Annotated in this window: 22 protein-coding genes; 15 read left to right on the top strand and 7 right to left on the bottom strand. The window is 65.2% G+C overall.

Going from position 1 to position 26547, the window contains the following annotated elements; all coding sequences use genetic code 11:
• The first annotated feature begins 324 nt into the window (after positions 1 to 324).
• The 3 genes from P6U29_RS07460 to upp all read left to right on the top strand — a co-directional run bounded on the left by P6U29_RS07460 (position 325) and on the right by upp (position 3624).
• Positions 325 to 1581 carry a GTP cyclohydrolase II gene (locus tag P6U29_RS07460; RefSeq protein ID WP_407117006.1) on the top strand — a complete coding sequence of 419 codons (1257 nt, stop codon included), beginning with the start codon at positions 325 to 327 and terminating at the stop codon, positions 1579 to 1581.
• A gap of 7 nt (positions 1582 to 1588) precedes the next feature.
• Positions 1589 to 2827 (top strand): URC4/urg3 family protein, encoded by a 1239-nt coding sequence (locus tag P6U29_RS07455; RefSeq protein ID WP_407117005.1) that lies wholly within the window; start codon positions 1589 to 1591, stop codon positions 2825 to 2827.
• Between the two features lie 167 nt (positions 2828 to 2994).
• On the top strand, positions 2995 to 3624 hold the full coding sequence (upp, locus tag P6U29_RS07450) for a uracil phosphoribosyltransferase (RefSeq protein WP_407117004.1): 630 nt from the start codon (positions 2995 to 2997) through the stop codon (positions 3622 to 3624).
• 31 nt (positions 3625 to 3655) lie between these two features.
• Here the strand turns inward: upp and P6U29_RS07445 are convergent, their stop codons facing one another.
• On the bottom strand, positions 3656 to 4765 hold the full coding sequence (locus tag P6U29_RS07445) for a M48 family metallopeptidase (protein WP_407117003.1): 1110 nt from the start codon (positions 4763 to 4765) through the stop codon (positions 3656 to 3658).
• 3 nt (positions 4766 to 4768) lie between these two features.
• Positions 4769 to 5914, bottom strand: a complete 1146-nt coding sequence (locus P6U29_RS07440) for a YjgN family protein (protein WP_407119262.1) — start codon at positions 5912 to 5914, stop codon at positions 4769 to 4771.
• A gap of 376 nt (positions 5915 to 6290) precedes the next feature.
• Between P6U29_RS07440 and P6U29_RS07435 the strand changes: the two genes are divergently transcribed.
• Together P6U29_RS07435 and P6U29_RS07430 are read left to right on the top strand one after the other, a co-directional pair.
• Positions 6291 to 7556, top strand: a complete 1266-nt coding sequence (locus tag P6U29_RS07435) for a cytochrome P450 (RefSeq protein ID WP_407117002.1) — start codon at positions 6291 to 6293, stop codon at positions 7554 to 7556.
• Positions 7557 to 7733: 177 nt separating this feature from the next.
• Positions 7734 to 9008, top strand: a complete 1275-nt coding sequence (locus P6U29_RS07430) for a cytochrome P450 (RefSeq protein ID WP_407117001.1) — start codon at positions 7734 to 7736, stop codon at positions 9006 to 9008.
• 227 nt (positions 9009 to 9235) lie between these two features.
• On the opposite strand, the gene P6U29_RS07425 is transcribed toward P6U29_RS07430, so the two are convergent.
• Positions 9236 to 10156 carry a LysR substrate-binding domain-containing protein gene (locus P6U29_RS07425; RefSeq protein WP_407117000.1) on the bottom strand — a complete coding sequence of 307 codons (921 nt, stop codon included), beginning with the start codon at positions 10154 to 10156 and terminating at the stop codon, positions 9236 to 9238.
• A 125-nt stretch (positions 10157 to 10281) separates the two neighbouring features.
• Here P6U29_RS07425 and P6U29_RS07420 point away from each other — a divergent pair, with 125 nt between their 5' ends.
• The 4 genes from P6U29_RS07420 (at position 10282) to mdlC (ending at position 15164) form a co-directional block, all read left to right on the top strand.
• Positions 10282 to 11451 carry an acyl-CoA dehydrogenase family protein gene (locus tag P6U29_RS07420; protein ID WP_407116999.1) on the top strand — a complete coding sequence of 390 codons (1170 nt, stop codon included), beginning with the start codon at positions 10282 to 10284 and terminating at the stop codon, positions 11449 to 11451.
• A gap of 9 nt (positions 11452 to 11460) precedes the next feature.
• A complete protein-coding gene (locus tag P6U29_RS07415) occupies positions 11461 to 12564 on the top strand; it encodes a CaiB/BaiF CoA transferase family protein (protein ID WP_407116998.1) in 1104 nt (367 codons plus the stop codon).
• A gap of 15 nt (positions 12565 to 12579) precedes the next feature.
• On the top strand, positions 12580 to 13431 hold the full coding sequence (locus tag P6U29_RS07410) for a MaoC family dehydratase N-terminal domain-containing protein (protein ID WP_407116997.1): 852 nt from the start codon (positions 12580 to 12582) through the stop codon (positions 13429 to 13431).
• Between the two features lie 110 nt (positions 13432 to 13541).
• Positions 13542 to 15164 carry a benzoylformate decarboxylase gene (gene mdlC, locus P6U29_RS07405; RefSeq protein ID WP_407116996.1) on the top strand — a complete coding sequence of 541 codons (1623 nt, stop codon included), beginning with the start codon at positions 13542 to 13544 and terminating at the stop codon, positions 15162 to 15164.
• Between the two features lie 97 nt (positions 15165 to 15261).
• On the opposite strand, the gene P6U29_RS07400 is transcribed toward mdlC, so the two are convergent.
• A complete protein-coding gene (locus P6U29_RS07400; protein ID WP_407116995.1) occupies positions 15262 to 16038 on the bottom strand; it encodes an SDR family NAD(P)-dependent oxidoreductase in 777 nt (258 codons plus the stop codon).
• Positions 16039 to 16113: 75 nt separating this feature from the next.
• Between P6U29_RS07400 and P6U29_RS07395 the strand changes: the two genes are divergently transcribed.
• On the top strand, positions 16114 to 16575 hold the full coding sequence (locus tag P6U29_RS07395; RefSeq protein WP_407116994.1) for a MarR family winged helix-turn-helix transcriptional regulator: 462 nt from the start codon (positions 16114 to 16116) through the stop codon (positions 16573 to 16575).
• 139 nt (positions 16576 to 16714) lie between these two features.
• On the opposite strand, the gene P6U29_RS07390 is transcribed toward P6U29_RS07395, so the two are convergent.
• The gene (locus P6U29_RS07390) at positions 16715 to 17509 is read right to left on the bottom strand and encodes an SDR family oxidoreductase (RefSeq protein WP_122401144.1); all 795 of its coding nucleotides are present in this window, start codon (positions 17507 to 17509) and stop codon (positions 16715 to 16717) included.
• 65 nt (positions 17510 to 17574) lie between these two features.
• A complete protein-coding gene (locus P6U29_RS07385) occupies positions 17575 to 18270 on the bottom strand; it encodes a hemolysin III family protein (protein ID WP_407116993.1) in 696 nt (231 codons plus the stop codon).
• Between the two features lie 183 nt (positions 18271 to 18453).
• Between P6U29_RS07385 and P6U29_RS07380 the strand changes: the two genes are divergently transcribed.
• Both P6U29_RS07380 and P6U29_RS07375 read left to right on the top strand, forming a co-directional pair.
• Positions 18454 to 19923 carry a YcjX family protein gene (locus P6U29_RS07380; protein ID WP_407116992.1) on the top strand — a complete coding sequence of 490 codons (1470 nt, stop codon included), beginning with the start codon at positions 18454 to 18456 and terminating at the stop codon, positions 19921 to 19923.
• Entirely contained in the window at positions 19920 to 20951 is a 1032-nt protein-coding gene (locus P6U29_RS07375) for a YcjF family protein (RefSeq protein WP_407116991.1), read from the top strand. Before P6U29_RS07380 ends, P6U29_RS07375 begins: the two co-directional genes overlap by 4 nt.
• A gap of 118 nt (positions 20952 to 21069) precedes the next feature.
• Here the strand turns inward: P6U29_RS07375 and P6U29_RS07370 are convergent, their stop codons facing one another.
• Positions 21070 to 22695 (bottom strand): glycosyltransferase family 39 protein, encoded by a 1626-nt coding sequence (locus P6U29_RS07370; RefSeq protein ID WP_407119261.1) that lies wholly within the window; start codon positions 22693 to 22695, stop codon positions 21070 to 21072.
• A 227-nt stretch (positions 22696 to 22922) separates the two neighbouring features.
• On the opposite strand from P6U29_RS07370, the gene P6U29_RS07365 reads away from it, so the two are divergent.
• From P6U29_RS07365 to P6U29_RS07355, 3 genes are all read left to right on the top strand, one after another.
• Entirely contained in the window at positions 22923 to 24656 is a 1734-nt protein-coding gene (locus tag P6U29_RS07365; protein ID WP_407116990.1) for an adenylate/guanylate cyclase domain-containing protein, read from the top strand.
• Between the two features lie 362 nt (positions 24657 to 25018).
• Positions 25019 to 26218: a molybdopterin-dependent oxidoreductase gene (locus P6U29_RS07360; protein ID WP_407116989.1), complete on the top strand. Its 1200-nt coding sequence runs from the start codon at positions 25019 to 25021 to the stop codon at positions 26216 to 26218.
• Positions 26219 to 26230: 12 nt separating this feature from the next.
• Entirely contained in the window at positions 26231 to 26539 is a 309-nt protein-coding gene (locus P6U29_RS07355; RefSeq protein ID WP_407116988.1) for a cytochrome c, read from the top strand.
• The last annotated feature ends 8 nt before the right edge of the window (positions 26540 to 26547 follow it).

The following is a 26547-nucleotide window of genomic DNA, read 5'->3' as shown; positions in this document are numbered from 1 at the left end:
ATTCGACGCTGGCCGAGCGAAACCATGCAGGCCCCTTGAAAAGACGAAATATAGAAATATTTCAAACCTTTAAGGCGATTGCGCCGGCAGATCGGCGAGGCCGGCCAGCGCAATCGCCCGGCGCCGATGGCGAACTCTTCAGGCCGTTGCTGACGGGAATTTGGTCGCAAACGGCCCTGCCCGCCCGGCACGATTAACTTGTCTGTCGTCGCCGGCCGCTACAATATGTTGGATTGAGCTTGCGTCGCCTGTGGTCCGCACCGGCAACGCCAGCGAGCCAGGCCCGTCCGAGCGGCGGGCCGTTGGCTTTTTGGGAGCCTGGACATGAGCCGTGCCAACCGTACCGACCACATCCGCCTGACCTCCCATCCGGAGCCGGGCAGGAAGGCCGCCTTTCCGATCCATTGGGGTGCCGCGGACGCGCGCGCCCGCGGGCCAATCATCGGCACAGTGTCCCGCGCCGGGGATCGCAACGTGATCGGCAGCCATGGCGGGTCCTACGCGATGTACCGCGCGCTCGCTGTCTCCGCCGGCGCGCTCGATCCCATCAGGCGCCCTGACCTCACCAACACTTTTCCGGCCGCGACCATCGGGCCGTTCGAGCAATGGCGCGATCCCACCAAGATCGTTGCGCTCGATCCCTGGGGGCATCTCGTTGCCGAAAACTTCCGCCAGGAGATCGCCGAAGGTGTCGACATTCGCCCCAGCATCGCGGTGACGCGGGCGCGGCTGGACCTGCCGGAGATCCGCGAGGCGCTGGCGGCGAAGAGGCTGCGCGCCGACGGCGAGGTGGTGCATGCCAATGGCAGCGTCTCCGTGGTGAAGATCGCAATCGATCCGGTCTGGTACCTGCCGGGCCTCGCGGCGCGCTTCGGCACCGGCGAGACCGAGCTGCGGCGCACGCTGTTCGAACAGACCGCCGGCATGTTCCCCGAGCTCGTCACGCGTCCGGACATGAAGGTGTTTTTGCCGCCGATCGGCGGCACCACCGTCTACATGTTCGGCGATGTGACAAAACTGCCGGACCATCGCACCAAGATCACCTGCCGCGTGCATGACGAGTGCAACGGCTCCGACGTGTTCGGCTCCGACATCTGCACCTGCCGGCCGTATTTGATCCACGGCATCGAGGAATCCGCGCGCGGCGCGCAGGAGGGCGGGCTCGGGCTCGTCGTCTATAACCGGAAAGAGGGCCGCGCGCTCGGCGAGGTCACCAAGTTCCTGGTCTACAATGCGCGCAAGCGCCAGGAGGATGGCGATGCCGCCGCGGCCTATTTCGAGCGGACCGAATGCGTCGCCGGCGTGCAGGATGCGCGCTTCCAGCAGCTGATGCCGGATACGATCCACTGGCTCGGCCTGAAGCGCATCGACCGCTTCCTGTCGATGAGCGATATGAAATATGACGCGCTGACCTCGCAGGGCATCGACATCGTCGAGCGTGTGCCGATCCCGCCGGAGCTGATTCCGGCCGACGCCTATGTCGAGATCGCCGCGAAGAAGGCCGCCGGCTACTATTCGACCGACATCGCGCCGGAGAAGGACGTCAACGACGTGGTCGGACGTTCGCTGGAAAAATACTGATCGCGTGATGGCGGACGCTTTGGAATTGCAGGCACGCTCGCTGCTCACCGCAAACGCGGTGCGCGCGCGTGCCGGGCAGATGCTCAAGATCGGCCTCGCCGGCGGGCTCCAGCATTTCACGATCGACCTCGACCGCATGGATGGCGTCGCGGACGCCGTGCTCGCGGTGACGCGAAAAGCCTATCCGACGCTGGACATTCCGTTCCATGCGCGCTGGCGGCACTTTGTGCTCGGCGGCGTCGACCGCTGGGCGCAGCTTGCCAGCGCAGCATCATGGCCGGATCGCGCGGTGCGGGCGCGCTCCGAGTTCGACCTTGCGATCGTCAGCGTGCTGCTCGATGCCGGCGCCGGCGCTGCGTGGCGATACCGCGATGGCGTGACCGGCGAAGCCATCGGCCGATCCGAGGGGCTGGCGATCGCGAGCCTCGATATGTTCGCGGACGGACTCTTTTCCCGCGATGCGCGGACGCCGTTCAGGGCCGACGCGGAGATGCTCGCGAAACTGCCCCTCACCTCACTCACATCCGCTTTCCAAGTGACCGATGCCAATCCGTTGCTCGGCCTGGAGGGACGCACCGATCTGCTGCGTCGTCTGGGCAAGCTGGTGGCAGAGCGCGCGGACATTTTCGGCTCGCACGACACGCCGCGACCGGGCGGCCTGTTCGATCACATCGCGGCGCAAGCGGTCGGCGGTGCCGTCGCTGCGCCCGCCATTCTGTCGGCTGTGCTGAACCAGCTCGGTCCGATCTGGCCGTCGCGGCTCGCGCTTGCGGGCATTCCGCTCGGCGATTGCTGGCGGCATCCCGTCATCAAAGCGGATGATGCGACCGCGGGCCTCGTGCCGCTGCACAAGCTGTCACAATGGCTGAGCTATTCGCTGATCGAGCCGCTCCAGCGCGCCGGATTTGCAGTCACCGACATCGACGGGCTGACCGGCCTTGCCGAATACCGCAATGGCGGCCTATTCGTCGATCATGAAGTGCTGCGCCTGCGCGATGCCGCGGATGCCGAGCGTGCGCATACGGTGGATTCATTGCTCGTCGTGGAATGGCGCGCGCTGACGGTTGCGCTGCTGGATCGTCTTGCCGAACTGGTTCGCGCCAAGCTCGGTCGCACGCCTGAGACGTTGCCGCTCGCCAGTATTTTAGAAGGCGGCACCTGGGCCGCGGGCCGCACGATCGCATTTGCCCGACGTCCAGACGGCTCGCCGCCACTCAAGGTGATCAGCGACGGCACGGTTTTCTGACCCTCTCCCTCTGTGGGGAGAGGGTGGCTTCGCGAAAGCGAAGCCGGGTGAGGGGTATGTCTCCGCGGGCACATCTCTCATTTGGAGTTCGCGGAAAGATACCCCTCATCCGGCGCATGCGCGCCACCTTCTCCTACAAGGGGAGAAGGAAGAAAGGCATCTCAATCATGGAAGGCGTCACGATCGTCGATCATCCGCTGGTGCAGCACAAGCTGACGCTGGTGCGCGACAAATCCATCTCGACCAAGTCGTTTCGAGAGCTGATCAAGGAGATTGGCATGCTCTTGTGCTACGAGGTGACGCGCGACCTGCCGCTCACGGACACCGTGATCGAGACGCCGCTGTCGACGATGCACTCGGCCAAGATCGCCGGCAAGAAGCTGGTGTTCGTGCCGATGCTGCGCGCCGGCACGACCTTCGTCGATGGTATGATGGACTTGGTGCCGACCGCGCGCGTCGCGCATATCGGACTCTACCGCGAGCCGCACAGTTTTGCCGCGGTCGAATATTTCTTCAAATCGCCGTCGGATCTTGGCGAGCGTCTCGCCATCGTGGTGACGCCGGTGGTGGCCACCGCCAACACGGCCGTCGCGGCCATCGACCGGCTGAAGGAGCGCGGCGCCAGGGACATCCGCCTGGCCTGCCTGATCGCAGCTCCCGAGGGACTTGAGCGGCTGCGTGGATTGCATCCGGACGTGCCGATCTGGACTGCGGCAGTGGATGAAGGGCTCGACGAGAACGGGTTCATCCTGCCGGGCCTCGGCGACGCCGGCGACCGCGCCTACGGGACGCGATAACTGCCCCGCTCAGGTCGGTGGCCTCGGCGGCTCACACCTTCCCGCTGCCGCAAATGGCCTTCAGCGCCTGCCACTCCTTGTCGGTCAGCAGCGGCGGGCCGCTGGCGGGACGATCCTCTTTGGTCATGCGCGCGAGGCGGTCCTCGGTGAGCGGATGGCTGGCGAGGATCGTCGTGAGAGTGGAGCCGCCTTCCTTGCCGGTGATACGGAACATCAATTCGGCCGCGGGCTTCGGCGAGCGGCCGAGCGCATGCATGATCTCGATCGCAAACGTATCCGCGGCGGTCTCGGCCTCACGCGAGTAGGAGGCCTCGACCAGGCTGCGCGACGCGAAGATCACGGTCGACGAACCGGTGACGTCGCCGAACAAAAGGCCGATCAGAAATGAGGTGCCGCCGTTGTAGATCAGGCCGCGCATATTGTCGTAATGCTTGAGATGGCCGAGCTCGTGCGCGAGGATGCCGGCGAGCTCGTCCGGGCTCTCGGCCTTGTCGAGCAGCCCCTTCAGCACGAACACCTTGCCTCCCGGCAACGCGAACGCGTTCGGCACCGCGGTCGGCAGCACGCCCGCCGTCATGGAATCGTCGAGGCCGGCCGCATCGCGCAGGCGGTTGACGAGCTTGGTGAAGGCGGCCTTGCCCGCAGGGTCTTCGCACACGCCGCGACCGAAGATGGTTTTCATCTGCACTTCGGCAGCATCGCCGATGCGCCGTTCGACCGGCTTCGGCACCAGCGGCGCGAGACGGTCGGCGGCGAGCGGCACGCCAAACAGCACGACGCAGACGATGGAGACGGCGGCGGCGACCGACCAGCCGACGATCTTTGCGATGCCGCGGCGCGTGGTCTGCTGCTCGTCGAGGCGCATGCAGCGGGCGGTCAGATCGGCTGCAAGCGCGGCATCGCGGATCTCGAGCCGCGCCAGTGGCGGCGCGGATGCCGAGGCCAGCCGCAAAACGCCAGGCGGGCTATCGGCGCGGCGAATGTCGGCATAGGCCCAGCGCACGGGCGCCGCGCTGTCCTCCACGATCTCGAGCGCATCACTGAACGTCAGTATCACCTGACGTCTGCGACTCGAGACGCCGTCGAAGAAGATCGTCGGCTTGGCGGGCTGTGCCGGGACCTCACTCACCAACTCACTCACGGCTCAAAATCCTGCGACATCCAATCCATCAGCAAAGCCTTCGCCGAGCGCGCCGGCAAGCTCGCCGCGACCACGCACATCCGCCGCAGCGGCGATATTATGCACCTCGACGGTTTCCAACACCTTGGCCCAGAGATCACGCTGGAGATAGACGCGCATGACGATGTTGATCGCGAGCGCCAGGGCGAAATAGCCGATCACCATCATCACCACCATCGGGATGCTCTTCGCGGCATTGTCGGAGCCGAACACCTGATCGGCCGGGACGCCGCTCAGCTGGACGACCAGCAAGGCGCCGCCGCCCACATAGGCCGAGAAGGCGATCGTAAGCAGCGTCCACCAGCCGATCACCTTCCAGTACAAACCATAGAAGGCGTCATGAGGCAGCTTCGAGGACAGGCTGACGCCGCCGATGCGGATGCCGTCGAGCCACCAGCGCCATTCGCGCGCCTTGAACTCGGCATAGAAGAACGGCGCGAGCGGGAAGATGATCAGCGCAATCGGGCTGAGCAGCCACAGCCACCAGCCGCGCTTGAAGAAGGTCCAGCCGTCGCCTTCGAAATCGCCGGTGAGATCGCCGTAATGGGTGTGCCGCATCTTGTAGCGTTCGAGCGCGGCTTCGCGCCACGGCAGTGCCAGGCCGAGCGTCAGGAACGCGAGCAAGCCCCACAGCAGGGCCCGGAACGCGTAAGCCCAACCTGAGCCGTCCATCCAGAAGCGGACGCCGCGCCAGACCGTGCGGGTCAGGCGATAGCGCCGCGCGCGAAAAATCGCGAACTGGCCGAAGGCGTAAAGCGCGATGAACAGCGGCGTCGAAGCGAAGCCCTGCCAGCGCTCGAACTCGATGCCAATAAGGAAATACGCAAGATAGATCGGCACCAGAATCGCGAGCGCGATCAGGAAGCCGACCAGGAGCTCCTTGGCCCGTCCGGTGTATTCGGCGGCATCGCCGTCGATCGCGGTGTGCGTCCAAAGATGACGGCGAATGTCGGTGACGAGCCAGAACCGGTAGAAGCCGAAGGTGACGAGCTCGAGCATGGCACCCTTGGTGACCAATTTGCGGAACTCGGAGCGGTTGCCGGAGAAATCGACCCGCGTGGTCGGCAGCGGCGGGGGTAAGGGTTCGGAGCCAACGGGGGCCCATTGCATGTCGTTCACAGCGGCAACCTCGGGATGCGGTCTTGATCCGGCCAAACTATAGATCAGAGGTTAGTCGATCCCCAAGATGGGCGGGTTCGATTTACCTCGATTCCAGTGGGCTTCTTGCACGATTCCGCCGCCACGGGCGTGAGAGGGATCACGTTGCAAATCTGTCGTCCCGTAGCCCCGAAGGAGCGCAGCGTAAGCCGGGACATCGGTAGTGGCGGCCCGAATTCTGGATTGCGGTTCGGGCTACGCGCCTCTCGCGAAGGTTGGATGTGGCAAAACACTCCCTTGCCCCGGCGCAGACAACCGGCTGTAATTGCAAATCAAATACCGCAGCGCAGAATTCAACGACGCGCGGTTCAGCCCAGGGAGAGCGGTCATGCATGGGACCATCGAGAGCGCAGCCAAGCTCGACGCCTTGCGCGCACGCGCCGCGTCACTGCCGCTGGAGCAGTTCGATCCGGGTGACCCTGAATTGTTCAGGACAGATACGTTCTGGCCCTATTTCGATCGCCTGCGCCGGGAAGACCCGGTGCATTACTGCAAGGACTCGATGTTCGGCCCGTACTGGTCGGTGACGCGCTACAACGACATTATGGAGATCGAGACCAACCATTCAGTGTTCTCCTCGGCTTCCGCGCTCGGCGGCATCACCATCCGCGACATCGATCCGGATCTGCGCCGCGAGAGTTTTATCTCGATGGACCCGCCGCGCCATGCCGCGCAGCGCAAGACCGTGGCGCCGATGTTCACGCCGACGCATCTGGACAACCTCGCCATCAACATCCGCAAGCGCTCGGCTGAGTGCCTGGACAATCTTCCGCGCGGCGAGGTGTTCGACTGGGTCGACCGCGTCTCGATCGAGCTCACCACGCAGATGCTCGCGGTGCTGTTCGACTTCCCCTGGGAAGACCGCCGCAAGCTGACGCGCTGGTCCGACGTTGCCACCACCATTCCTGGCCGTGACGGCCTCGTCGCGACCGAAGACGAGCGGATGGCGGAGCTTGCGGAATGCGCGGCCTATTTCTCCCGGCTCTGGAAGGAGCGCATCGAACAGCCGCCGAAGAGCGACCTGCTCTCGATGATGGCGCATGGCGCCGCGACGCGCGACATGGACGCGAAGAACTTCCTCGGCAATCTCATCCTCTTGATCGTCGGCGGCAACGACACCACGCGCAACACCATGTCGGGCTCGCTTCTCGCGCTGAGCCAGCATCCGGAACAATACCGCAAGCTGCGCGACAATCCTGATCTGCTCGACAGCTTCGTGCCCGAGGTGATCCGCTGGCAGACGCCGCTGGCGCATATGCGGCGCACCGCGCTCTCCGACTTCGAGTTCCGCGGCAAGCAGATCAAGAAGGGTGACAAGGTCGTGATGTGGTACGTCTCGGGCAACCGCGACGAAGCGGCGATCGAAAAGCCCTACGATTTCATCATCGACCGTGCCCGGCCGCGCACGCATCTCTCCTTCGGCTTCGGCATCCACCGCTGCGTGGGCCTCAGGCTTGCTGAACTGCAGCTCAAGATTATTTGGGAGGAGATCCTGAAGCGCTTCGACCATATTGATGTGGTCGGCGAGCCCAAGCGGGTCTATTCGAGTTTCGTGAAGGGGCTCGAGGCGTTGCCGGTGAAGATTGCGGCGTAAGTTAACTCCCTCTCCCCGTTCTTACGGGGAGAGGGTCGGGGTGAGGGGCTCTCTCCGCGAGCACGCTGAGAGACGGACTCGCGGAGAGTCCCCCTCACCCGGATTGCATCTTCGATGCAATCCGGCCTCTCCCCGCAAGCGGGGAGAGGCGAACAAAGATCAACTGGAGCCACGACGATGAACATCCAAGCGCCGGTTAAAGTGGACAAGGCCGAACGCCTGCGCAGGGCGCGCGAGGAGGCCTATGCAACGCCGCTGTCGCAATTCCACCCCGGTGCGCCCAGGCTGTTCCAGGACGACACGCTGTGGCCGTGGTTCGAGCGGCTACGCAAGGAAGAGCCGGTGCATTACTGCACCAACGCGCCGATCGAGCCGTACTGGTCGGTGGTGAAATACAACGACATCATGCATGTCGACACCAATCACGGCATCTTCTCCTCGGACTCGACGCTCGGCGGCATCTCGATCCGCGATGTGCCGGAAGGCTACGACTATCCGAGCTTCATCGCGATGGACCAGCCCCGGCATTCGGCGCAGCGCAAGACGGTGTCGCCGATGTTCACCCCTCAGCATCTGGACGAGCTGGCAAAGCTGATCCGCCAGCGCTCGCAGACCGTGCTGGACAATCTGCCGCGCAACGAGACCTTCAATTTCGTCGAGCGCGTCTCGATCGAGCTGACGACGCAGATGCTGGCGACGCTGTTCGACTTCCCCTGGGAGGAGCGGCGCAAGCTGACGCGCTGGTCCGACGTCTCCACTGCGCTGCCCAAAAGCGGCATCGTCGCTTCCGCCGAGGAGCGCCGCCGCGAGATGGACGAGTGCTATGCTTACATGTCGAAGCTCTGGAACGAGCGCGTCAACTCCGAGCCGCGCAACGATCTGCTGTCGCTGATGGCACACAACCCGGCGACGCGCCACATGGATCCCGACAATCTCATGGGCAACATCATCCTGCTCATCGTCGGTGGCAATGACACTACGCGCAACACCATGACCGGCTCGGTGCTGGCGCTGAACGAGAACCCCGAGCAGTATGACAAGCTTCGCGCCAATCCGGCGCTGATCGATTCCATGGTGCCGGAGGTGATCCGCTGGCAGACGCCGCTTGCGCATATGCGGCGCACCGCGCTTTCCGACACTGAGATCTGCGGCAAGCAGATCAGGAAGGGCGACCGCGTCGTGATGTGGTACGTCTCCGGCAACCGCGACGAGGAGATGTTCGAGAAGCCGAACGAGTTCATCATCGATCGCCCGCGCCCCCGCACCCACCTCTCCTTCGGCTTCGGCATCCACCGCTGCGTCGGCATGCGCCTCGCCGAGCTGCAGCTGCGCATCGTCTGGGAAGAGATGCTGAAGCGGTTCGAGCGCATCGAGGTGGTCGGCGAGCCCAAGCGGATCTATTCCAGCTTCATCAAGGGATATGAGTCGCTGCCGGTAAGGATTCCGAGCTGAGCTCCATCCTCCGTGATTGCGAGCAGCCCTTGCGACGAAGCAATCCAGACTGTCACCGCCGATGGATTTCTGGATTGCTTCGCTACGCTCGCAATGACGAGCCGACTTCCGGTTATCACATTGGCCGTAGCAAGCGCGGCGGTACCTCAGCTATAAAATTTCGGCATGACAGCTCGCGCCAGATGCGAAGGCAAGTCGACCCCTGACTGTTCTACGACATCAGCGCATTAACTCAATTTGATGTCCCACACGCCTTCCTTGCGGCAGGCGGCGACCTCCTCGCGCAACAACGCGGTAATCGCCAACGAGGCCGTCGAGGCCGGGCGGTCGATCGGAGAAGCGAAAATGAGCTCGCGCGTCATCGGCTTGGAGACGGGCGCGGTTTCCAGCCGCCCCTCCGCAACCTCGCCGTGGACAGACGACGGCGGCAGCAGCGCGAAGCCGAGGCCCTCCTCGACGAGGCTCGTCAGCACGCGGAAGGAATCCGCCTCGAGCTGGACGTTGAGCTTGATCTTGCGCTGGGCGGCGGCGTGCTCAATCAGGGCGCGGAGACCATGGGAATGACTGGGCAGCACCAGGCGCTGCCGCAAGAGCCAGCCGACGTCGACGCTCTTCCTGCGCACAAGGCCGCAGCCGCGCGGGCCGACCGCGACGATGTTGTCGCGGCCGAGACTCTGCACGTTGAGATGCAGATCGGCCGAGCGGCCGTAGAGGATGGCGAGATCCATCTCGCCGCGATGCAGCCATTCGACGAGATGGCCGCTGTAGCTCTCGACGATGCGCAGCGAGATGCCGGGAAACTTTTCAACGCAGCGCCGCGCAAAGCGCGCCGACAGCACGCAGCTCACGGTCGGAACCAGGCCGAGCACGACTTGGCCGGAGGGCGGTCCCTTGGACGACTGGATATCGTCGCGGATCTGGTCGATCTGCCGCACGATGCCGGAGGTGCGCGCCAGCAGCAGCCGTCCGGCCTCGGTCAGCACCATGCCGCGGCCGTTGCGGGTGAACAATTCGGTGCGCAGCTCGTGTTCCAGGAGCTTGATCTGCCTAGAGAGTGCCGGCTGCGCCACGCGCAAGGTGTCGGACGCCTTGGACAGGCTGCCGAGCTCCGCCACGCAACTGAAGGTCCTGAGCTGCCGGAAATCCATGCTTGCCAATCCTGGAAGGCTACTCCATACGCTATAACAAATGAGCATAGGGGGCGGGCGTTGTTTTCACAACGCCAGGGGGTTGGCCGGCGTTATCCTAACTGCCGCCAAGAATTGGAAACGCCATGAGTCAAGATCACCACACCGAAGATTACGCCGACATCCGCGAAGCCGTCGCAAAGCTGTGCGCGCAGTTTCCCGGCGAATATTGGCGCAAGCTCGATCGCGAGATGGCCTATCCCAAGGCGTTCGTCGATGCGCTGACCGAGGCCGGCTATCTCTCGGTGCTGATCCCCGAGGAGTACGGCGGCGCGGGCCTGAAGCTGTCGGCTGCGGCCGCGATCCTGGAAGAAATCCAGCGCGCCGGCTGCAACGGCGGCGGCTGCCATGCCCAGATGTACACGATGGGCACGGTGCTGCGGCACGGCAGTGCCGAGCAGAAGGCAAAGTACCTGCCGAAGATCGCGAGCGGCGAATTGCGGCTGCAGGCCTTCGGCGTCACCGAGCCGACCAGCGGCACCGACACCTCCTCGCTCAAGACCTTTGCGCGCAAGGAGGGCAATGACAGCTATATCGTCAACGGCCAGAAGATCTGGACCAGCCGTGCCGAGCATTCCGACCTGATGATCCTGCTGGCGCGCACCACGCCGAAGGAGCAGGTCAAGAAGCGAACGGACGGCCTGTCGGTGTTCATCGTCGACATGCGCGAGGCCAAGAACAATGGCCTGGAGATCCGCCCGATCCGCACCATGATGAACCACGCCACCACAGAGGTGTTCTTCACAGACATGAAGGTGCCGGCGGAGAACCTGATCGGCGAGGAAGGCAAGGGCTTTCGCTACATCCTCTCCGGCATGAACGCGGAGCGCATCCTGATCGCGGCCGAATGCGTCGGCGATGCCAAATGGTTCATCGCGAAGGCTACGAACTATGCGAAGGAGCGGGCGGTGTTCGGTCGGCCGATCGGCCAGAACCAGGGCATCCAGTTCCCGATCGCCAAGGCCTACGCCTCGATGCGCGCGGCCGAATTGATGGTGAAGGAAGCGACGCGCAAATACGAGGCCGGGCTCGACTGCGGCGCGGAGGCCAACATGGCCAAGATGCTGGCGGCGGATGCGTCCTGGGAAGCGGCGAACGGCTGCATCCAGACCCATGGCGGCTTCGGCTTCGCCGAGGAATATGACGTCGAGCGCAAGTTCCGCGAGACGCGGCTCTACCAGGTTGCGCCGATCTCGACCAATCTCGTGCTGTCCTACGTCGCCGAGCATGTGCTCGGCATGCCCCGCTCGTACTGAGGTTGGGCCATGGGAGCACTTGACGGGATCAGGGTGATTGCGGTCGAGCAGGCCGTGGCGGCGCCGTTCTGCTCCTCGCGCCTGGCCGATGCCGGCGCGGAGGTGATCAAGATCGAGCGGCCCGAAGGCGATTTCGCCCGCGGCTATGATACGGCGGCCAAGGGGCAGAGCAGCTACTTTGTGTGGCTCAACCGGGGTAAGCAATCCGCCGTGGTCGATCTCGCCACGAAAGAAGGCTGCGCCGAGCTGGAGCAGCTGATCGCGAGCGCCGACGTGCTGATCCAGAACCTCAAGCCGGGCTCGATGGACAAGCTCGGCTTCTCGCGCGAGCGGCTTTTGAAAGACTATCCGAAGCTGATCTCGTGCACGATCACCGGCTATGGCGACGAGGGCCCCTACGCGCATCGCAAGGCCTATGATTTGCTGATCCAGGCCGAGAGCGGCCTAGCTTCCATCACCGGCAATCCCGATGGCGCCTCGCGCGTCGGCATGTCGATCGTCGACGTTGCGACCGGCGCCACCGCGCATGCGGCGATCCTGGAAGCGCTGATCGCCCGCGGGCGCACCGGCAAGGGCGCCGACATCCGCATCTCCATGTTCGACGTGATGGCGGACTGGTGCACCGTGCCGCTGCTCAACTCCGAGGCCGGCAATCCGCCCAAGCGCATGGGGCTGCGCCATCCCTCGATCGCCCCTTACGGCGTGTTCACCTCCAAGGACGGCAAGGACATTTTGATCTCGATCCAGAGCGAGCGCGAGTGGAAGACGCTGTGCGCGAAGGTGCTGGACCAGCCAGATCTGCCCGCCGATCCCCGCGTCGCCAACATGGTCGAGCGCGTGCGCAACCGCGATTTCACCGACAAGACCGTTGCCGACAGCTTCGGCAAGATGACGCGCGACGAGCTGCTCAAGCGGCTGTCCGACGCCGACATCGCCTTTGCCGAGGTCAACACCATGGCCGACCTCACCAACCATCCGCATCTGCGCCGCATCGAGGTCGACACGCCGAACGGCCGCGTCAGCTATCCCGCGCCGGCGCCGATCATCGTCGGCGAGACACGCAGCTATGGCGCCGTGCCCGCCATCGGCGAGAACCCAAAGTCGAAGAAGTAAGAAGAGCGAGGCGTCATGACCGAAAAGCTCGACATCGATCATTTGCGGCAATGGATCGGCCGCAGCCAGGAGGCCACCGACATCGTCACCGCGCAGCTCGTGAAGGGTCTGCGCGCGACATTGTTCCAGGAGGTCGGCGAGCCCAGGACCGGAGACGCCGCGCCGTTCACGGTACATTGGTGCCTGGCGCAGCCGGTGTTTCCAATGTCGATGCTTGGTCCCGACGGTCACCCGACCCGCGGCGGCTTCCTGCCGCCGGTACCGCTGCCGCGCCGGATGTGGGCCGGCGGCGAGATCGAATTCCTGCAGCCGCTTTGCGTCGGCGATGAATTGACGCGGACCTCGCGCATTGCCGACGTGCAGGTGAAGACGGGGTCGACCGGCACGCTGTGCTTCGTCTCGGTCGAGCACAGCATCTCTAGTCCACGCGGCATCGCCATCCGCGAGCGGCAGGACATCGTCTATCGCGAGATGACGAGCAGTGCGCCCGCGACCGCCAAGGCCCCGCCTCCGCCGCCGGAGGCTCAGCATCGCGAGACCCATGTCTCCGATCCCGTGCTGCTGTTCCGCTACTCCGCGCTGACCTTCAACGGCCACCGCATCCATTACGACCGCGACTACGTCACCAAGGTGGAGGGTTATCCGGGCCTGATCTTCCACGGCCCGCTACAGGCCGCGCTCATCATCGAGATGGCGGCGAAGCTGCGCGGCGGCAAGGCGCCGAAGAAATTCACTTACCGCGGCGTGCAGCCACTGTTCGAGGGGACCGAGTTCTCGGTCAACGCCAATGTCAGCGGCGAGAGCATGGAGCTGTGGACCGCGAATGCGGAGGGACAGCCGACGATGAGGGGCACGGCGGTGTGGTAGCTCGGTCATTCCGGGGCGGCTCGAAGAGCCGAACCCAGAATCTCGAGATTCCGGGTTCGCTTCGCGCCCCGGAACGACGACCCAACAACAAGCATCAGGGGACGGAAACCATGGCCAAGAACGGGAAGACCGGCAGCAAGTCCGTCACTGTGAAGCAGGCGACGCTCGACCTGCTGCGATCCTTCGGCATCGACAGGGTGTTCGGCAATCCCGGTTCGACCGAGCTGCCCTTCCTCAGCGACTGGCCCGACGACATCGACTACGTGCTGGCGCTGCAGGAGGCCTCCGCGGTCGGCATGGCCGATGGCTATGCCCAGGCGACACGCAATGCTGGCTTCGTCAATCTGCATTCGGCGGCCGGCGTCGGCAACGCGCTCGGCAACATCTACACCGCGCACCGCAACCAGACGCCGCTGGTGATCACCGCGGGCCAGCAGGCCCGCTCGATTCTGCCGCTGCAGGCGTTCCTATACGCCGAGCGCGCGTCGGAGTTCCCGCGGCCTTACGTGAAGTACAGCGTCGAGCCGGCGCGGGCCGAGGACGTGCCAGCCGCGATCGCGCGCGCCTACCACACCGCGATGCAGCCGCCGTGCGGGCCGACCTTCGTCTCGATCCCGATCGACGACTGGGCGCATGCCACAGCGCCGGTCGAGGCGCGCAAGGTCAGCCGCGAGATCGGAGCCGAGCCTGACGCCATGAAGGCGCTGGTCGCGGCGCTCGGCTCGGCAAAACACCCCGCTCTCGTCGTCGGCCCCGGGGTCGATCGCGCTAGTGCGGTCGATCTGATGGTGCGCGTCGCCGAGAAGGCGAAGGCCAGTGTCTGGGTCAGCCCATTCTCCGCGCGCTGCTCGTTCCCGGAGCGGCATCCGCAATTTGCGGGCTTCCTGCACGCATCGCCAGCGCAGCTGTCCGATGCGCTGCGCGAGCACGACCTCGTCGTCGTGATCGGCGCTCCGGTGTTCACCTTCCATGTCGAGGGCCATGCCGCGATCTTCGATGGCGGCGCGACCATTTTCCAGATCACCGACGATCCGGATGCCGCGGCGGTGACGCCGGTCGGCACCAGCATCATCGCGACGATGAAGCCGGCACTTTCGATGCTGCTCGACCTGCTGCCGGAGAGCAAACGCGCGGCGCCAAAAGGCCGCACGCTGCCGCTGGCACCGCAGGCCGCCGATCCGCTGCCGGTGGAATTCCTGCTGCATTCGCTGTCGCAGGCGATGCCGGATGAGGCATCACTCGTCGAGGAAGTACCCTCGCACCGGCCGGCGATGCAAAAATTCCTGCCGATGCGCGGCCAGGACAGTTTCTACACCATGTCGAGCGGCGGTCTCGGCTATAGCCTGCCCGCCGCCGTCGGCATGGCGCTGGGCAAGCCGAAGCAACGCACCGTCTGCCTGATCGGCGACGGCTCGGCAATGTATTCCATCCAGGCGCTGTGGACCGCCGCGCAACGAAAACTGCCGCTCACCGTCGTCGTCATCAACAATTCCGGCTATGGCGCGATGCGCTCGTTCAGCCAGGTGATGCAGGTGCGCAACGTGCCAGGGCTTGAGCTGCCGGGAATCGATTTCGTGCGGCTTGCCGAAGGCATGGGCTGCGATGCGGTGCGGGTGACGAAAGCGGCGGAGCTCGGCGAGGCGCTCAGGCGCGGAATGGCGCATGCAGGCACCTGCCTCGTCGAGGTCGTCGTGGATTCAGCGGTGCCGGTGCTGTACGGGCAGAAGCATTGACACTGTCGTAGCCCGGATGGAGCGAAGCGAAATCCGGGACTCCTGCCGCAAGCGAGTCGGTCCCTGATTACGCTGCGCTCCATCCGGGCTACGAAAACTACGATGCTAGAAATCCCCCGTCCGCCGCGAGTACATGCCCGACGACATAGGACGACGCATCCGATGACAGCCACACCACGGCCTCGGCCACCTCCTCCGGACTCCCCATCCGCCGCAGCGGCAGGCCGGCACTCACCGTCGCGACATCGCCGACGCCGGCGCGCAGCATCATGTCGGTGACGACGCGACCGGGGGCGATGGCGTTGATGCGGATGCCGCGTGGGGCGTTCTCCATAGCCGCCGAGCGCGTCAGCGAGATCGCGGCGGCCTTGGAGGCCGAATAGAGCGAAAAGCCGGGATTGGGATTGCGCACGCCGCTGACGGAGGCATTGACGACGATACTGCCGCGCCCCTGCGCCAGCATCGCCGGCAATTGATGGCGCAGGCAGAGAAACAGCGCGCGGACATTGGTGTCGAACACGCTGTCGTAGATCTCCGTGCCCTGCTCCTCCAGCGGTGCGCGGCGCTCCTGGAAGCCGGCATTGTTGAAGGCAACGTCGAGCCGGCCGCAACGCTCGATGGCTGTGCCGACGAGACGCGCGACCTCATCGTCTTTCGTAATGTCGGTCTTGAGCGCGATTGCCTCCGTGCCGAGCTCGCGGCACGCGGCTGCAGTGGCCTCGATCTCGGCCTCGCGCCGGCCGGCGACGAAAATCGCTTCGGCTCCCTCAGCCGCCATCTTTAGCGCCGTGGCGCGGCCGATGCCGCTGCCGCCGCCCGTGACCAGGCAAACCTTGCCCCTCATCTGCGTCCCGGTTGGCAAGGTTCCGCTCATCGTCCACTCCAAAACGCTTGCGCGCGGCGTTGCGCCCATATAGTTGTATGATACAACTATATGGGCAGTCAAGCCATGGCCGAGCTTTCGCTGATCGACGACATCCGCGCCGCCTCGCGCCTGATGGTGCGCGAGCTCGGTTTCATGGACGCGACGGTGGCGGCATCGGACTATCCGCCCTCGACGGTCCACACCATCCTGGAGATCGGCATCCGCGGCCCGATGACTTCGGGCGAACTCGGCGACTTCCTGCGCCTGGAGAAATCCAGCGTCAGCCGCCTGGTGCGCAAGCTGATCGATTGCGGCGAGCTGCGCGAGACGCCGGACGAGCAGGATGCGCGCAGCAGGCTGCTATCGCTGACGGCGAAGGGCCGCCGCACGCTGGAGGCGCTGCACGCATTCGGCCGTCAGCAGGTGCGCGGCGCGCTGGCAGCGCTGACGGAAGCGGAGCAGCGCAAGGTGCGTGAGGGCATGATGCTCTATGCGCGGGCGCTGCGGGCGAGCCGGGTTGAGGATGGGGTGGAGCCGGCGGCGTAGCTACACTCTCGGTGTCATCGCTGGGATGCCGTCATTCCGGGGCGATGCGAAGCATCGAACTACGGTGCGCAATTGCGCACCTGAGAATCTCGGTCATCCCGGCTTCGGTCCTACGGACCGCCCCGGGATGACCCAAAGGTCACTTCCCGAACTCCTCCCGCATCTTCGCCTGGATCTTGGCCATGCCGCCGATCCAGCGGTCGTAGTTCTCGGTCTTCTTGCGCATGTAGCCGAGCACCTGCGGGTGCGGCAGGATCAGGAACGTTTCCTGTTCGAGGCCGGCGAGCACGTCTTTCGCCACTTGCTCGGGCGTGAGATCGCCGTCCCCGGATTGCGGGCCCTTGGGGATCGAACGCAGCATGTTGGTGTCGACGCCCTGCGGGCAGAGGATCGAGACCTTGATGTTGTGCGCCTTGTGCGAGATCGCGAGATTCTCGGCAAAGCCGACCGCGGCGTGCTTGGTCGTCGAGTAAGCCGGGCTGCCGACCTGCGACAGCAGGCCCGCGGCCGAGATGGTGTTGAGGAAATAGCCGCCGCCGCGGGCCCTCATGCGGGGGACGAGATGCCGCGCCGCATAGACATGCGCCATGACGTGGATTGCCCAGCTGCGCTGCCAGGGTTCATCCGAGGCGCCCCCGGCATTTTCCGACATCGGATCGAAGCCGCCGCCGATGCCGGCGTTGGAGCAGAACAGCTCGATCGGGCCGAACTGTCGCTCGGTCTCCTCGATGACGTGGGCGATGTCCTTTTCCTGCGCGACGTCGCATTTGAAGGCGGCGCCATCGACCATGGCCGCGACCGCCCTCGCATTGGCGGCGTCCATGTCTGCGACGACGACCTTGGCCGCGCCCGCATTGTGAAAGGCCTCGCACAGCGCCTTGCCGATGCCATTTGCGCCGCCCGTGACGACCACGACCTTGCCGGTCACCTGCATGCGACGTCTCCTCTTGTCTTGTACCGCTTTATACCGCGCCGCTTATTCCGCGTCGCGGGTCCTGCTCAGCTCAACACGAGGTCGAGCACCGCGGTATAATGGCATGCCGCGCCGGCCAAGACAAAGCCGTGCCAGATCGCATTCTGGAAGCGCAGCCGCCGCCAGGCGTGGAAGATCACGCCAAAGCTGTAGAGCAGGCCGCCCGCAAAGATGAAGCCGAGCGCCAGCGCAGGGAGAGCCCTGACCACGGCGTCGTAGAGCATGATGCCGCTCCAGCCCATCGCGAGGTAGATGCCGACCGAGACGCGGTCGAACCGGCCGGGATAGAGCAGCTTCAGCACGATGCCTGATATCGCCACGCACCAGACGCCGGCGAGCAGCACCAGCGCGAACACGCTGTCCTTGAGCTCCAGGATGAACGGCGTGTAGGTCGCGGCGATCAGCAGGTAGATCGCGGAATGGTCGAACCGCCGCAGCAGCCATTTGGCCGGCGACACCGGCCAGAGATTATAGGTCGCCGACAGCACCAGCATCGTGAGCAGGCCAGCGACATAGATCGAGACACCGACGATGTCGGTGACATCGGCATAGACCGCCGCCAGCACCACCAGCACGGTCGCGGCGATGATGCCGGAGAGCACGCCGATCGCATGGATGATGCCGTCGGCGATCAGCTCGGCGCGGTCGTAGTTCCAGCCGATCGCGTCGGCTGCGGCGTGGACAGAATTGGACGCGAACTGTTTCATTTGGAAGACGGTCATGGCAATCCGCAAAGCGTGGCAATGCCTTGTTGTATGGGTCTTTCGGGATCGGCGCGTCGTTCAAACGGCTGATTTGCCGACAAAGGCGGTGGAAGTATGAAAGCTTGATTTTCCTCAGGCAATTGCCACTTTTGTGACTAATCCATTTTGCGTATCCCTCGCCCGAGATCCCCTCACGTTCATATGGCATTCAGTTTCCAGGATATGGTCGAGGAGGCGCGGCTGTCGGCGCGGGCGCTGATCGACTATGGCGAGCACTTCTTCAATCCGACGGTGCGGCTTGGCGTCACCGGCCTGTCGCGCGCCGGTAAGACCGTATTCATTACCGCACTGATCCACGGGCTGACGCGCGGCGGTCGGTTTCCGGTGTTCGAGGCCTATGCCTCCGGCCGGATCGCGCGGGCGCATCTGGCGCCGCAGCCGGACGACGCCGTGCCGCGCTTTGCCTATGAGAACCATCTGCGCGCGCTGGTCGAGGAACGGCGCTGGCCGAATTCGACCGTCGACATCAGCGAGCTCAGGCTCGTCATCGACTACCAGCGTCCGAACGGCGCCGATCGCACGCTGACGCTCGACATCGTCGACTATCCCGGCGAATGGCTGCTCGACCTGCCGCTGCTGCAGAAGAGCTACGAGCAATGGTCGGCGGAAAGCCTGGCGCTGTCGCGCGAGGCGCCGCGCGCGCATCTCGCGACCGCGTGGCACACCCATCTCGCAACGCTCAAGCCCCAAGCGCGCGAGGACGAGCAGGCGACGCTGACGGCCGCAAGGCTCTTCACCGACTATCTGCGCGCCTGCCGCGACGAGCGGTTTGCGATGAGCCTGTTGCCGCCCGGCCGCTTCCTGATGCCCGGCAATCTCGCCGATACGCCGGCGCTGACCTTTGCGCCGCTCGATGTGCCCGCCGGCGAACAGGCGCCTGAGGGATCGCTGTGGGCGATGATGGTGCGGCGCTTCGAAGCCTACAAGGACGTCGTGGTGCGGCCGTTCTTCCGCGATCATTTCGCGCGGCTCGATCGTCAGATCGTGCTGGCCGATGCGCTCGCCGCGTTCAACTCCGGCCCCGAGGCGCTGCACGATCTCGAAGTCGCGCTCGCCGGTATTCTCGATTGCTTCAACATCGGCCGCAGCACGTTGCTCTCCAGCCTGTTCCGGCCGCGCATCGACCGCATCCTGTTCGCAGCGACCAAGGCTGATCATCTGCATCATTCGAGCCACGACCGTCTCGAGGCCGTGCTGCGCCGCGCCGTGACCCGCGCGGTCGCGCGCGCGGAAAACACCGGCGCGGCGATCGACGTGGTGGCGCTCGCCGCCGTGCGTGCCACGCGCGAGGCGCAGGTGGCGCGTGGACGCGACAAATTGCCGTCGGTCCTGGGAACGCCGACCGCGGGCGAAAGCGCCGGCGGCGAATTTTTCGATGGCAACACGGAGGTTGCGACCTTTCCGGGCGATCTGCCGCTGGATCCGGAGCCGCTGTTCAACGGCACCGATGCGTTCCGCGGGTTGTCCACGCAAGCCGCCGAGAAGAGTGACTTCCGTTTCCTGCGTTTCCGGCCGCCCAAGCTAGAGCGCGAAGGCACGGAGGAGCCGACGCTGCCACATATTCGCCTCGACCGTGCCTTGCAGTTCCTGATCGGAGACAAGCTCGCATGAACGACCGTTCCCAGCAGCGGCGGCCGGCGACGTTCCGGCTCGACGATCCCGGCGTCGTCGTCACCGAAGCGGATGAGACCAGCCGGCTCGGTCGCGCCACCATCCAGATCACGCCGGAACCAGATCCGATGGCGCTGCCGGTGCCGATTGAAGCTGCGCCGCCGGCGCGGCGCGGCTTTCCCTGGGGCACGCTGTTCTGGTCCGGCCTCGCAGGGCTGACGCTGCTCGGCACCGGGCTTGGCGTGGTCCGTCTGATCGAGGATCTGTTTGCGCGCAGCGAAAGCCTCGGCTTCATCGGCCTCGCCTTCGCCTTCGTCACTGCGCTGGCGCTCGCCGTCGTGATCGGGCGCGAGGCGTTCGGCCTGGCGCGCCTCACCACCATCGAGAAGCTGCATCAACGCGCCGCCGCGGTGCTTGCCAATGACGATCGCAAGGAGAGCCGGGTCATCGTGCAGGACCTGCTCAAGATCGCGCACCAGAACCCGCAGCTCGCGCGTGCCCGCGCCACGCTGGAAAGCCATGCCGGCGAGATCATCGACGGCGCCGACATGATCCGCCTCGCCGAGCGGGAGTTGATGTCATCGCTGGATGCCGAGGCGCGCCGGCTGGTGTCGTCAGCGGCGCAAAAGGTCTCGATCGTCACCGCGGTCTCGCCCCGCGCCGCGATCGACGTGCTGTTCGTGTTCGTCGCCGCACTGCGCCTGATCCGCCAGCTCGCCTATCTCTATGGCGGCCGTCCTGGCGCACTCGGCATGATCCGCCTGCTCCGCCAGGTTATCGCCCATCTCGCCATCACCGGCGGCATGGCCGCGAGCGACAGCCTGGTGCAGCAGATGCTCGGCCACGGCATCGCGGCAAAGCTGTCGCAGCGGCTCGGCGAAGGCGTGCTGAACGGGCTGCTGACGGCGCGGCTTGGTCTCGCAGCAATCGATGTGACGAGGCCGTTGCCGTTCGCCGCGCTGCCGCAGCCGAAGCTGTCGGATCTGGCGACGGATCTGTTGCGGAAGAAGGATGAGGAGGAGGAGTAGCGTGCTCTTTCTTACCCGCCCCTGGGAGGGGGAGGGTCAGCTCACATTGAGCGCAGCGAAATGTGAGACAGGGTGAGGTGACGGTCTCTCCACCTCACACAGTGCCCGCGTGGAGAGATCACCCCACCCCGCTCGCGCTTCGCACGATCGACCCTCCCCCTCCAGGGGAGGGTAGGAAAAATCGCGCGAATCTCGCGCTGAATTTCCCTGCCAGCACGCGCCACTGAAACAGTGGCGAGTCCTTTGGCGGTGACAGCTCCGGGGTCCAACCGGTGAGCTTTTCGAGCACATAGGTGTCCGTCACAACGCCGCGCCAGCGGCGTTCTATCTCGCCAAGCTGCTCGCGTTTCGCCGGGATATGCTCCCACAGCGACGAACGGTTGTCCGGCTCGCGCCCGACATAGATCCCCGCATGTCCCCTGATCTTGTCCATGCCGGGATCGCGGAAATCCTGGAAGCGGCCGCGCTCGTTGAGCTCGATCACGGGCACGCGGCCCCGGAACAACCAGCGCATCATGGCGTAGGTGCGATAGTCGGTGGTGGCGATCCAGGTCGCGCCGGTCTTGTCGAGGGCGGCCTGCGCGCGCGCGGCGACCTGCTCGTAGCCAGCCTCGGCGCCGATCGGATCGATCTTGCCGAGCAAATTCCAGGGCGCGGCGACGTAGTAGAGAAACACGACAACGACGAAAGCGATGCCCGAGACGATCGCCGTTTTGACCCAGAACAGTGACGATTTGAGCATTCGGGCCGACCATCCCTCTTTCGTCATCGTGGCGAGGTTCACCGCGGCGGCCGCAAAGCCCACCGGCCACATGAACATCGGCCAGGTGTCGCCGACGCGAAGCGTCGTCGACTTCGCGAGGAAATAGAGAAACGGCACCAGCACCGCGGTGGACAAGAGAATCGCGACCGGCTCGCGCGTGCGATAGCCGCGCCACGCCGTCAGCACTAGGCCCGTCAGCACCACCGGCAGCATGACGAAGCCGACCAGGCCGAATTGCAGGCCGATGTAATCGCCGATCGTGCGCAGCGAGATGCCGTAATTGGCGGTGGCGCGCACGCCCTGGAAACGGAACGAGGCCCAGTCGTGCTGCGCGTTCCAGATCAGCACCGGCGAGAACACCGCGATCGCGACCAGCACGGCGAGGTAAGGGTATGGGCTGCGCAACCAACGCCAGCGCCAATCCGGTACCAGCAGGAAGGGGGCCGCTGCGGGTGCAAACATGATCGCGGTGAATTTCGACAGCATCGAGAGGCCTGCGAACAGGCCGGCCGCGAGCCACCAGCGGCCATCGCCACTCTGCGCCAGCCGCACCAGCGACCACACCATCGCCACCGCGAACGGGATCATGGCGACATCAGGCGCGACCTTGGCCATCAGCAGGCCGTAATAGAGCGCAGCCTCCGGCATCAGCACGGCGATCACGACCAAACGTGCGTCATGCGTGAGGCGGCGGACGGTGTCGGCGAGCAGCAGCTGCGTTACCAGCATCGCGACGATGCCGCCGAAGCGCACCCCAAGCGTGGTGTCGCCGAAGATCGCGGTTCCGAAACGGATCAGCCAGGCGATGCCGGGAGGATGATCGAGAAAGCTGAGCGCGGCCTCCTTTGACCAGGTCCAGTAATAGGCTTCATCCGTGCGCAGCTCGATCGCGGAGGCATAGACGATGCGGAGCACGGTCATCGCGGCGATGATCACTGCGGCCATGACCAGAGGTCGGCGCGCGGCGCCGCGGAGGGGCATGGTGATGTCAGGGGCTGTCGTCACGGCCGCGCTTTTCGCCAACCTGGGAGGGGGAGTCAATGCGGGGAGCCCATTCTCGCTGTCGTCCCGGATCGGCGCGCGCCTGAGGGCGCGCTTGTCCGGGACGACGGCGAGGGCTTGCCGCGTATGTGACCAGGCAAGCTGTCCACATCCGGAATTAAACGCTACGCTGGCTGTTCTCTTTGATGAACTGATACAACCGAATCATGGCCACCGCTCCCGTACATATGCCCGAACTCGTGCGCGCGACCAGCGTGCGGCAGGTGCGGCTCATCTGCGGCATCATCCTGTTCTGTTATGTGATCAGCCATTTCCTCAACCACGCGCTCGGCAACATCTCGGTCGATGCCATGGAGGTCGGGGTCTACTACCACACCCTGTTCTGGCAGTTCCTGCCGGTCGCGATCGTGTTCTACACGGCGGCGCTGACCCATATGGGGCTCGGCATTTACGCGCTGTATCAGCGCCGGCAGTTCCGCTGGCGGACGATCGAACCGCTGCAGCTCGTGCTGGGACTGAGCATTCCGGCTCTCGTGATGGCCCATGTGATCGGCGTGCGGCTCGGCCAGACGCTGTACGGACACCAGAAGCTCTATCCGCAGGAGCTCTACTTGTTCTTCGTCGCGGCGCCGGGCCGGCTCTGGCAGATGACGATCCTGCTTCTCATCGCCTGGGTGCACGGCTGCATCGGCATCTATTTCTGGCTTCGCCTGAAGCCGTTCTTCACGCGCGCGGCGCCCTATCTGCTCGCAGCCGCCGTGCTGATCCCGACGTTGTCGTTGCTCGGCATCTACCAGGGCGGCCGCAGCGTCGAGCTCGAGGCCGACGACGGAGAATGGCGTACGCACAATCTCACCCGCCGCCAGGTCGGGACGGTCGCGGAGGCCGACACGCTCGACCGCATCGCCGGCAGCCTCACCGCCGGATATTTCGGTTTGCTGGGACTGGCGCTGGCGGCGCGCGGCGTGCGCGCCTGGCGTGAGCGGCGCGGCGGCATGATTGCCCTGTCCTACGGCAACGGCAAGACGGTGCGCGTGCCAAAGGGCCTGTCCGTGCTGGAAGCGAGCCTGCGTCACAACGTGCCGCATGCCAGCGTCTGCGGCGGCCGCGCCCGCTGCTCGACCTGCCGCATTCGCGTCATCGGCGACCATGGCGCCCTGCCCCAGCCATCGCAGCGCGAGGCCTTCGTACTGGCCCGTGTCGGCACCGCCGATCCGTCGATCCGACTTGCGTGCCAGCTGCGTCCGGACTCCGACCTCTCCTTCTTCCAGCTCTTCACGCCCCACACGCATGCGGCGGACGGACAGGCCTCGACGCCCGCGCGCATCGGCCAGGAGCGCTATCTCGTCAGCCTGTTCGTGGACATGCGCGGCTCGACGCAGCTTGCCGAGAAGCGGCTGCCGTTTGACACGGTCTTCATCGTCAACCGCTTCCTCGGCGCGGTCTCGCAGGCGGTGATCGAGAACGGCGGGCAACCGAACCAGTTCGTCGGCGACGGCATGCTGGCGCTGTTCGGGCTGTCGGCGGATCCGCAAACCGCGTGCCGGCAGGCGCTGAAGGCCGCCAGCAGCATCGCGATGCATATCGACGAGCTCAACGCGCTCCTGAGCCACGATCTGCGCCAGCCGATCCGCTTCGGCATCGGCATCCATGGCGGCGAGGTCATCATCGGCGACATCGGCTATCGCGATCACATCGTCTTCACCGCGCTCGGCGATGCCGTCAACGTCGCCGCCCGCCTGCAGGACATGACGAAGACGCTGGCCTGCGAGGCCATCGTCTCGGAGGAGGTCCGCCGCACCGCGGACCTTGCCGAGGACGCCCTGCCGCAGCAGGAGGTCGCAATCCGCGGCCGCGACGAGCCGATGGCCGTGCGCGTGGTGGCGGATGTGAGGGAACTAACGGCGTTGGTCGATCGAAGCGACCGCGTTGCAGCGTGAGGCGCGAGCCAAGCGAGAGGTGCGCTCCCTCCCCCGCTTGCGGGGCAGGGTTGGGGAGAGGGTGTCTCCGCAACGGGACAATCCCCAAGAGGAGAAAGCCCTCACCCGGCGCGCGGCACGATGCTTCGCATCGCCCGGACGCGCCGACCTCTCCCGCAAACGGGAGAGGTGGAGCACACCGTCGCTGCCGTTACGGCTCGCTCCCTCTCTCCTCGCACCGCGTAACACCGGCCTGCTGCAACGCAGCGGCATGGACTTGCTGCGAAAGCACGAATTGACATCATCCCAATCGTCGCGACAGATGAGCGGGGGTCTCGCGGTGGTGACCGCTGGTCCAACAAAAGCTCCGGGAGGAGACCAGAATGTTCGATCGACGCGACCTGCTCAAGGGAGCGGGGTTTGCCGCACTTGCGGCCACACTGAATTCCAACAAAGCGCTGGCACTCGACACCGTCACCCTGCCCTTCGCCAATGGCGAACGGCCGCTGGTGAAATATCCGCAGAAGCGGCCGATGATCGGCCTGACCAGCCGGCCGCCGCAGCTGGAAACGCCGTTTGCGGTGTTCAACGAGGGCCCGATCACGCCGAACAACGCGTTCTTCGTGCGCTATCACCTCTCCGACCTGCCCTACAATCTCGACCCCGACAAGTTCACGCTCGAGGTCAAGGGCAAGGTCGACAAGCCGCTGAAATTGTCGCTGAAAGACATCAGGAAGATGAAGGCGACCGAGATCGTCGCCGTCAACCAGTGCTCGGGCAACAGCCGCGGCTTCTTCGAGCCGCGCGTCGCCGGCGGCCAGCTCGCCAACGGCGCGATGGGCTGCGCGCGCTGGCGCGGCGTGCCGCTGAAGGCGGTGCTGGAGATGGCAGGCGTGCAGACCGGCGCCAAGCAGGTGACGTTCAACGGCATGGACGGGCCGGTCAACGACAAGACGCCGGATTTCATCAAGGCGCTCGACATCGATCACGCCAGCGACGGCGAGGTGATGCTGGCCTACGGCATGAACGGCGAGGACCTGCCGTTCCTCAACGGCTTCCCGCTGCGCCTGATCGTGCCGGGCTATTACGGCACGTATTGGGTCAAGCACCTCAACGAGATCACCGTCATCGACAATGTCTATGACGGCTTCTGGATGAAGTCGGCCTATCGCATCCCTGACACGCCCAACAACGCGGTCGAGCCGGGCACCGCGCCGAAGGCGACGATCCCGATCAACCGCTTCACCATTCGCTCCTTCATCACCAGCGTCCCCGATGGTGCCAAGCTGAAGGCCGGCGCGACCACCCTGCGCGGCATCGCCTTCGACGGCGGCAAGGGCATCAAGGAGGTCCAGGTCTCCACCGACGGCGGCAAGACCTGGGTAAGCGCCAAGCTCGGCAAGGATCTCGGCAAATACGCCTTCCGCGAATGGAAGCTGCCGGTGAAGCTCGCATCCAGCAGCCACGAGCTCAAGGTCCGCGCCACCGGCAACGGCGGCGAGACCCAGCCGGACACGCCGCGCTGGAACCCGGCGGGTTATTTGCGCAACGTCATCGAAACCGTCCGCGTGACGGTGGCCTGAAGGAGACTGACCATGCAGCGCAACGTTCTCCTCGCCATCACGCTCGCCCTCGCCGCCGCGGCGGGCTCGGCACTTGCCGCACCGGTCAATTACAAGACCCCCGACGAGGTCGCGGCCTACAAGCCCGGGCCCAATCTCGAGGTCGTGCAGAGCAATTGCAGCGCCTGCCACTCGTCAGACTACATCGCCACGCAGCCGCCAATGAAGGACAAGAAGGGCTTCTGGCAGGCCGAGGTGACCAAGATGATCAAGGTCTATGGCGCACCGATCGACGACGCCGATGTCGGCAAGATCGTCGATTATCTGGCTGCGACGTATTGACAGATGGT

The sequence above is a fragment of the Bradyrhizobium sp. LMG 9283 genome (assembly GCF_045571415.1).
In the GTDB taxonomy this organism is placed as follows: Bacteria; Pseudomonadota; Alphaproteobacteria; order Rhizobiales; family Xanthobacteraceae; genus Bradyrhizobium.
This window is presented reverse-complemented; position numbering and strand designations above follow the sequence as displayed.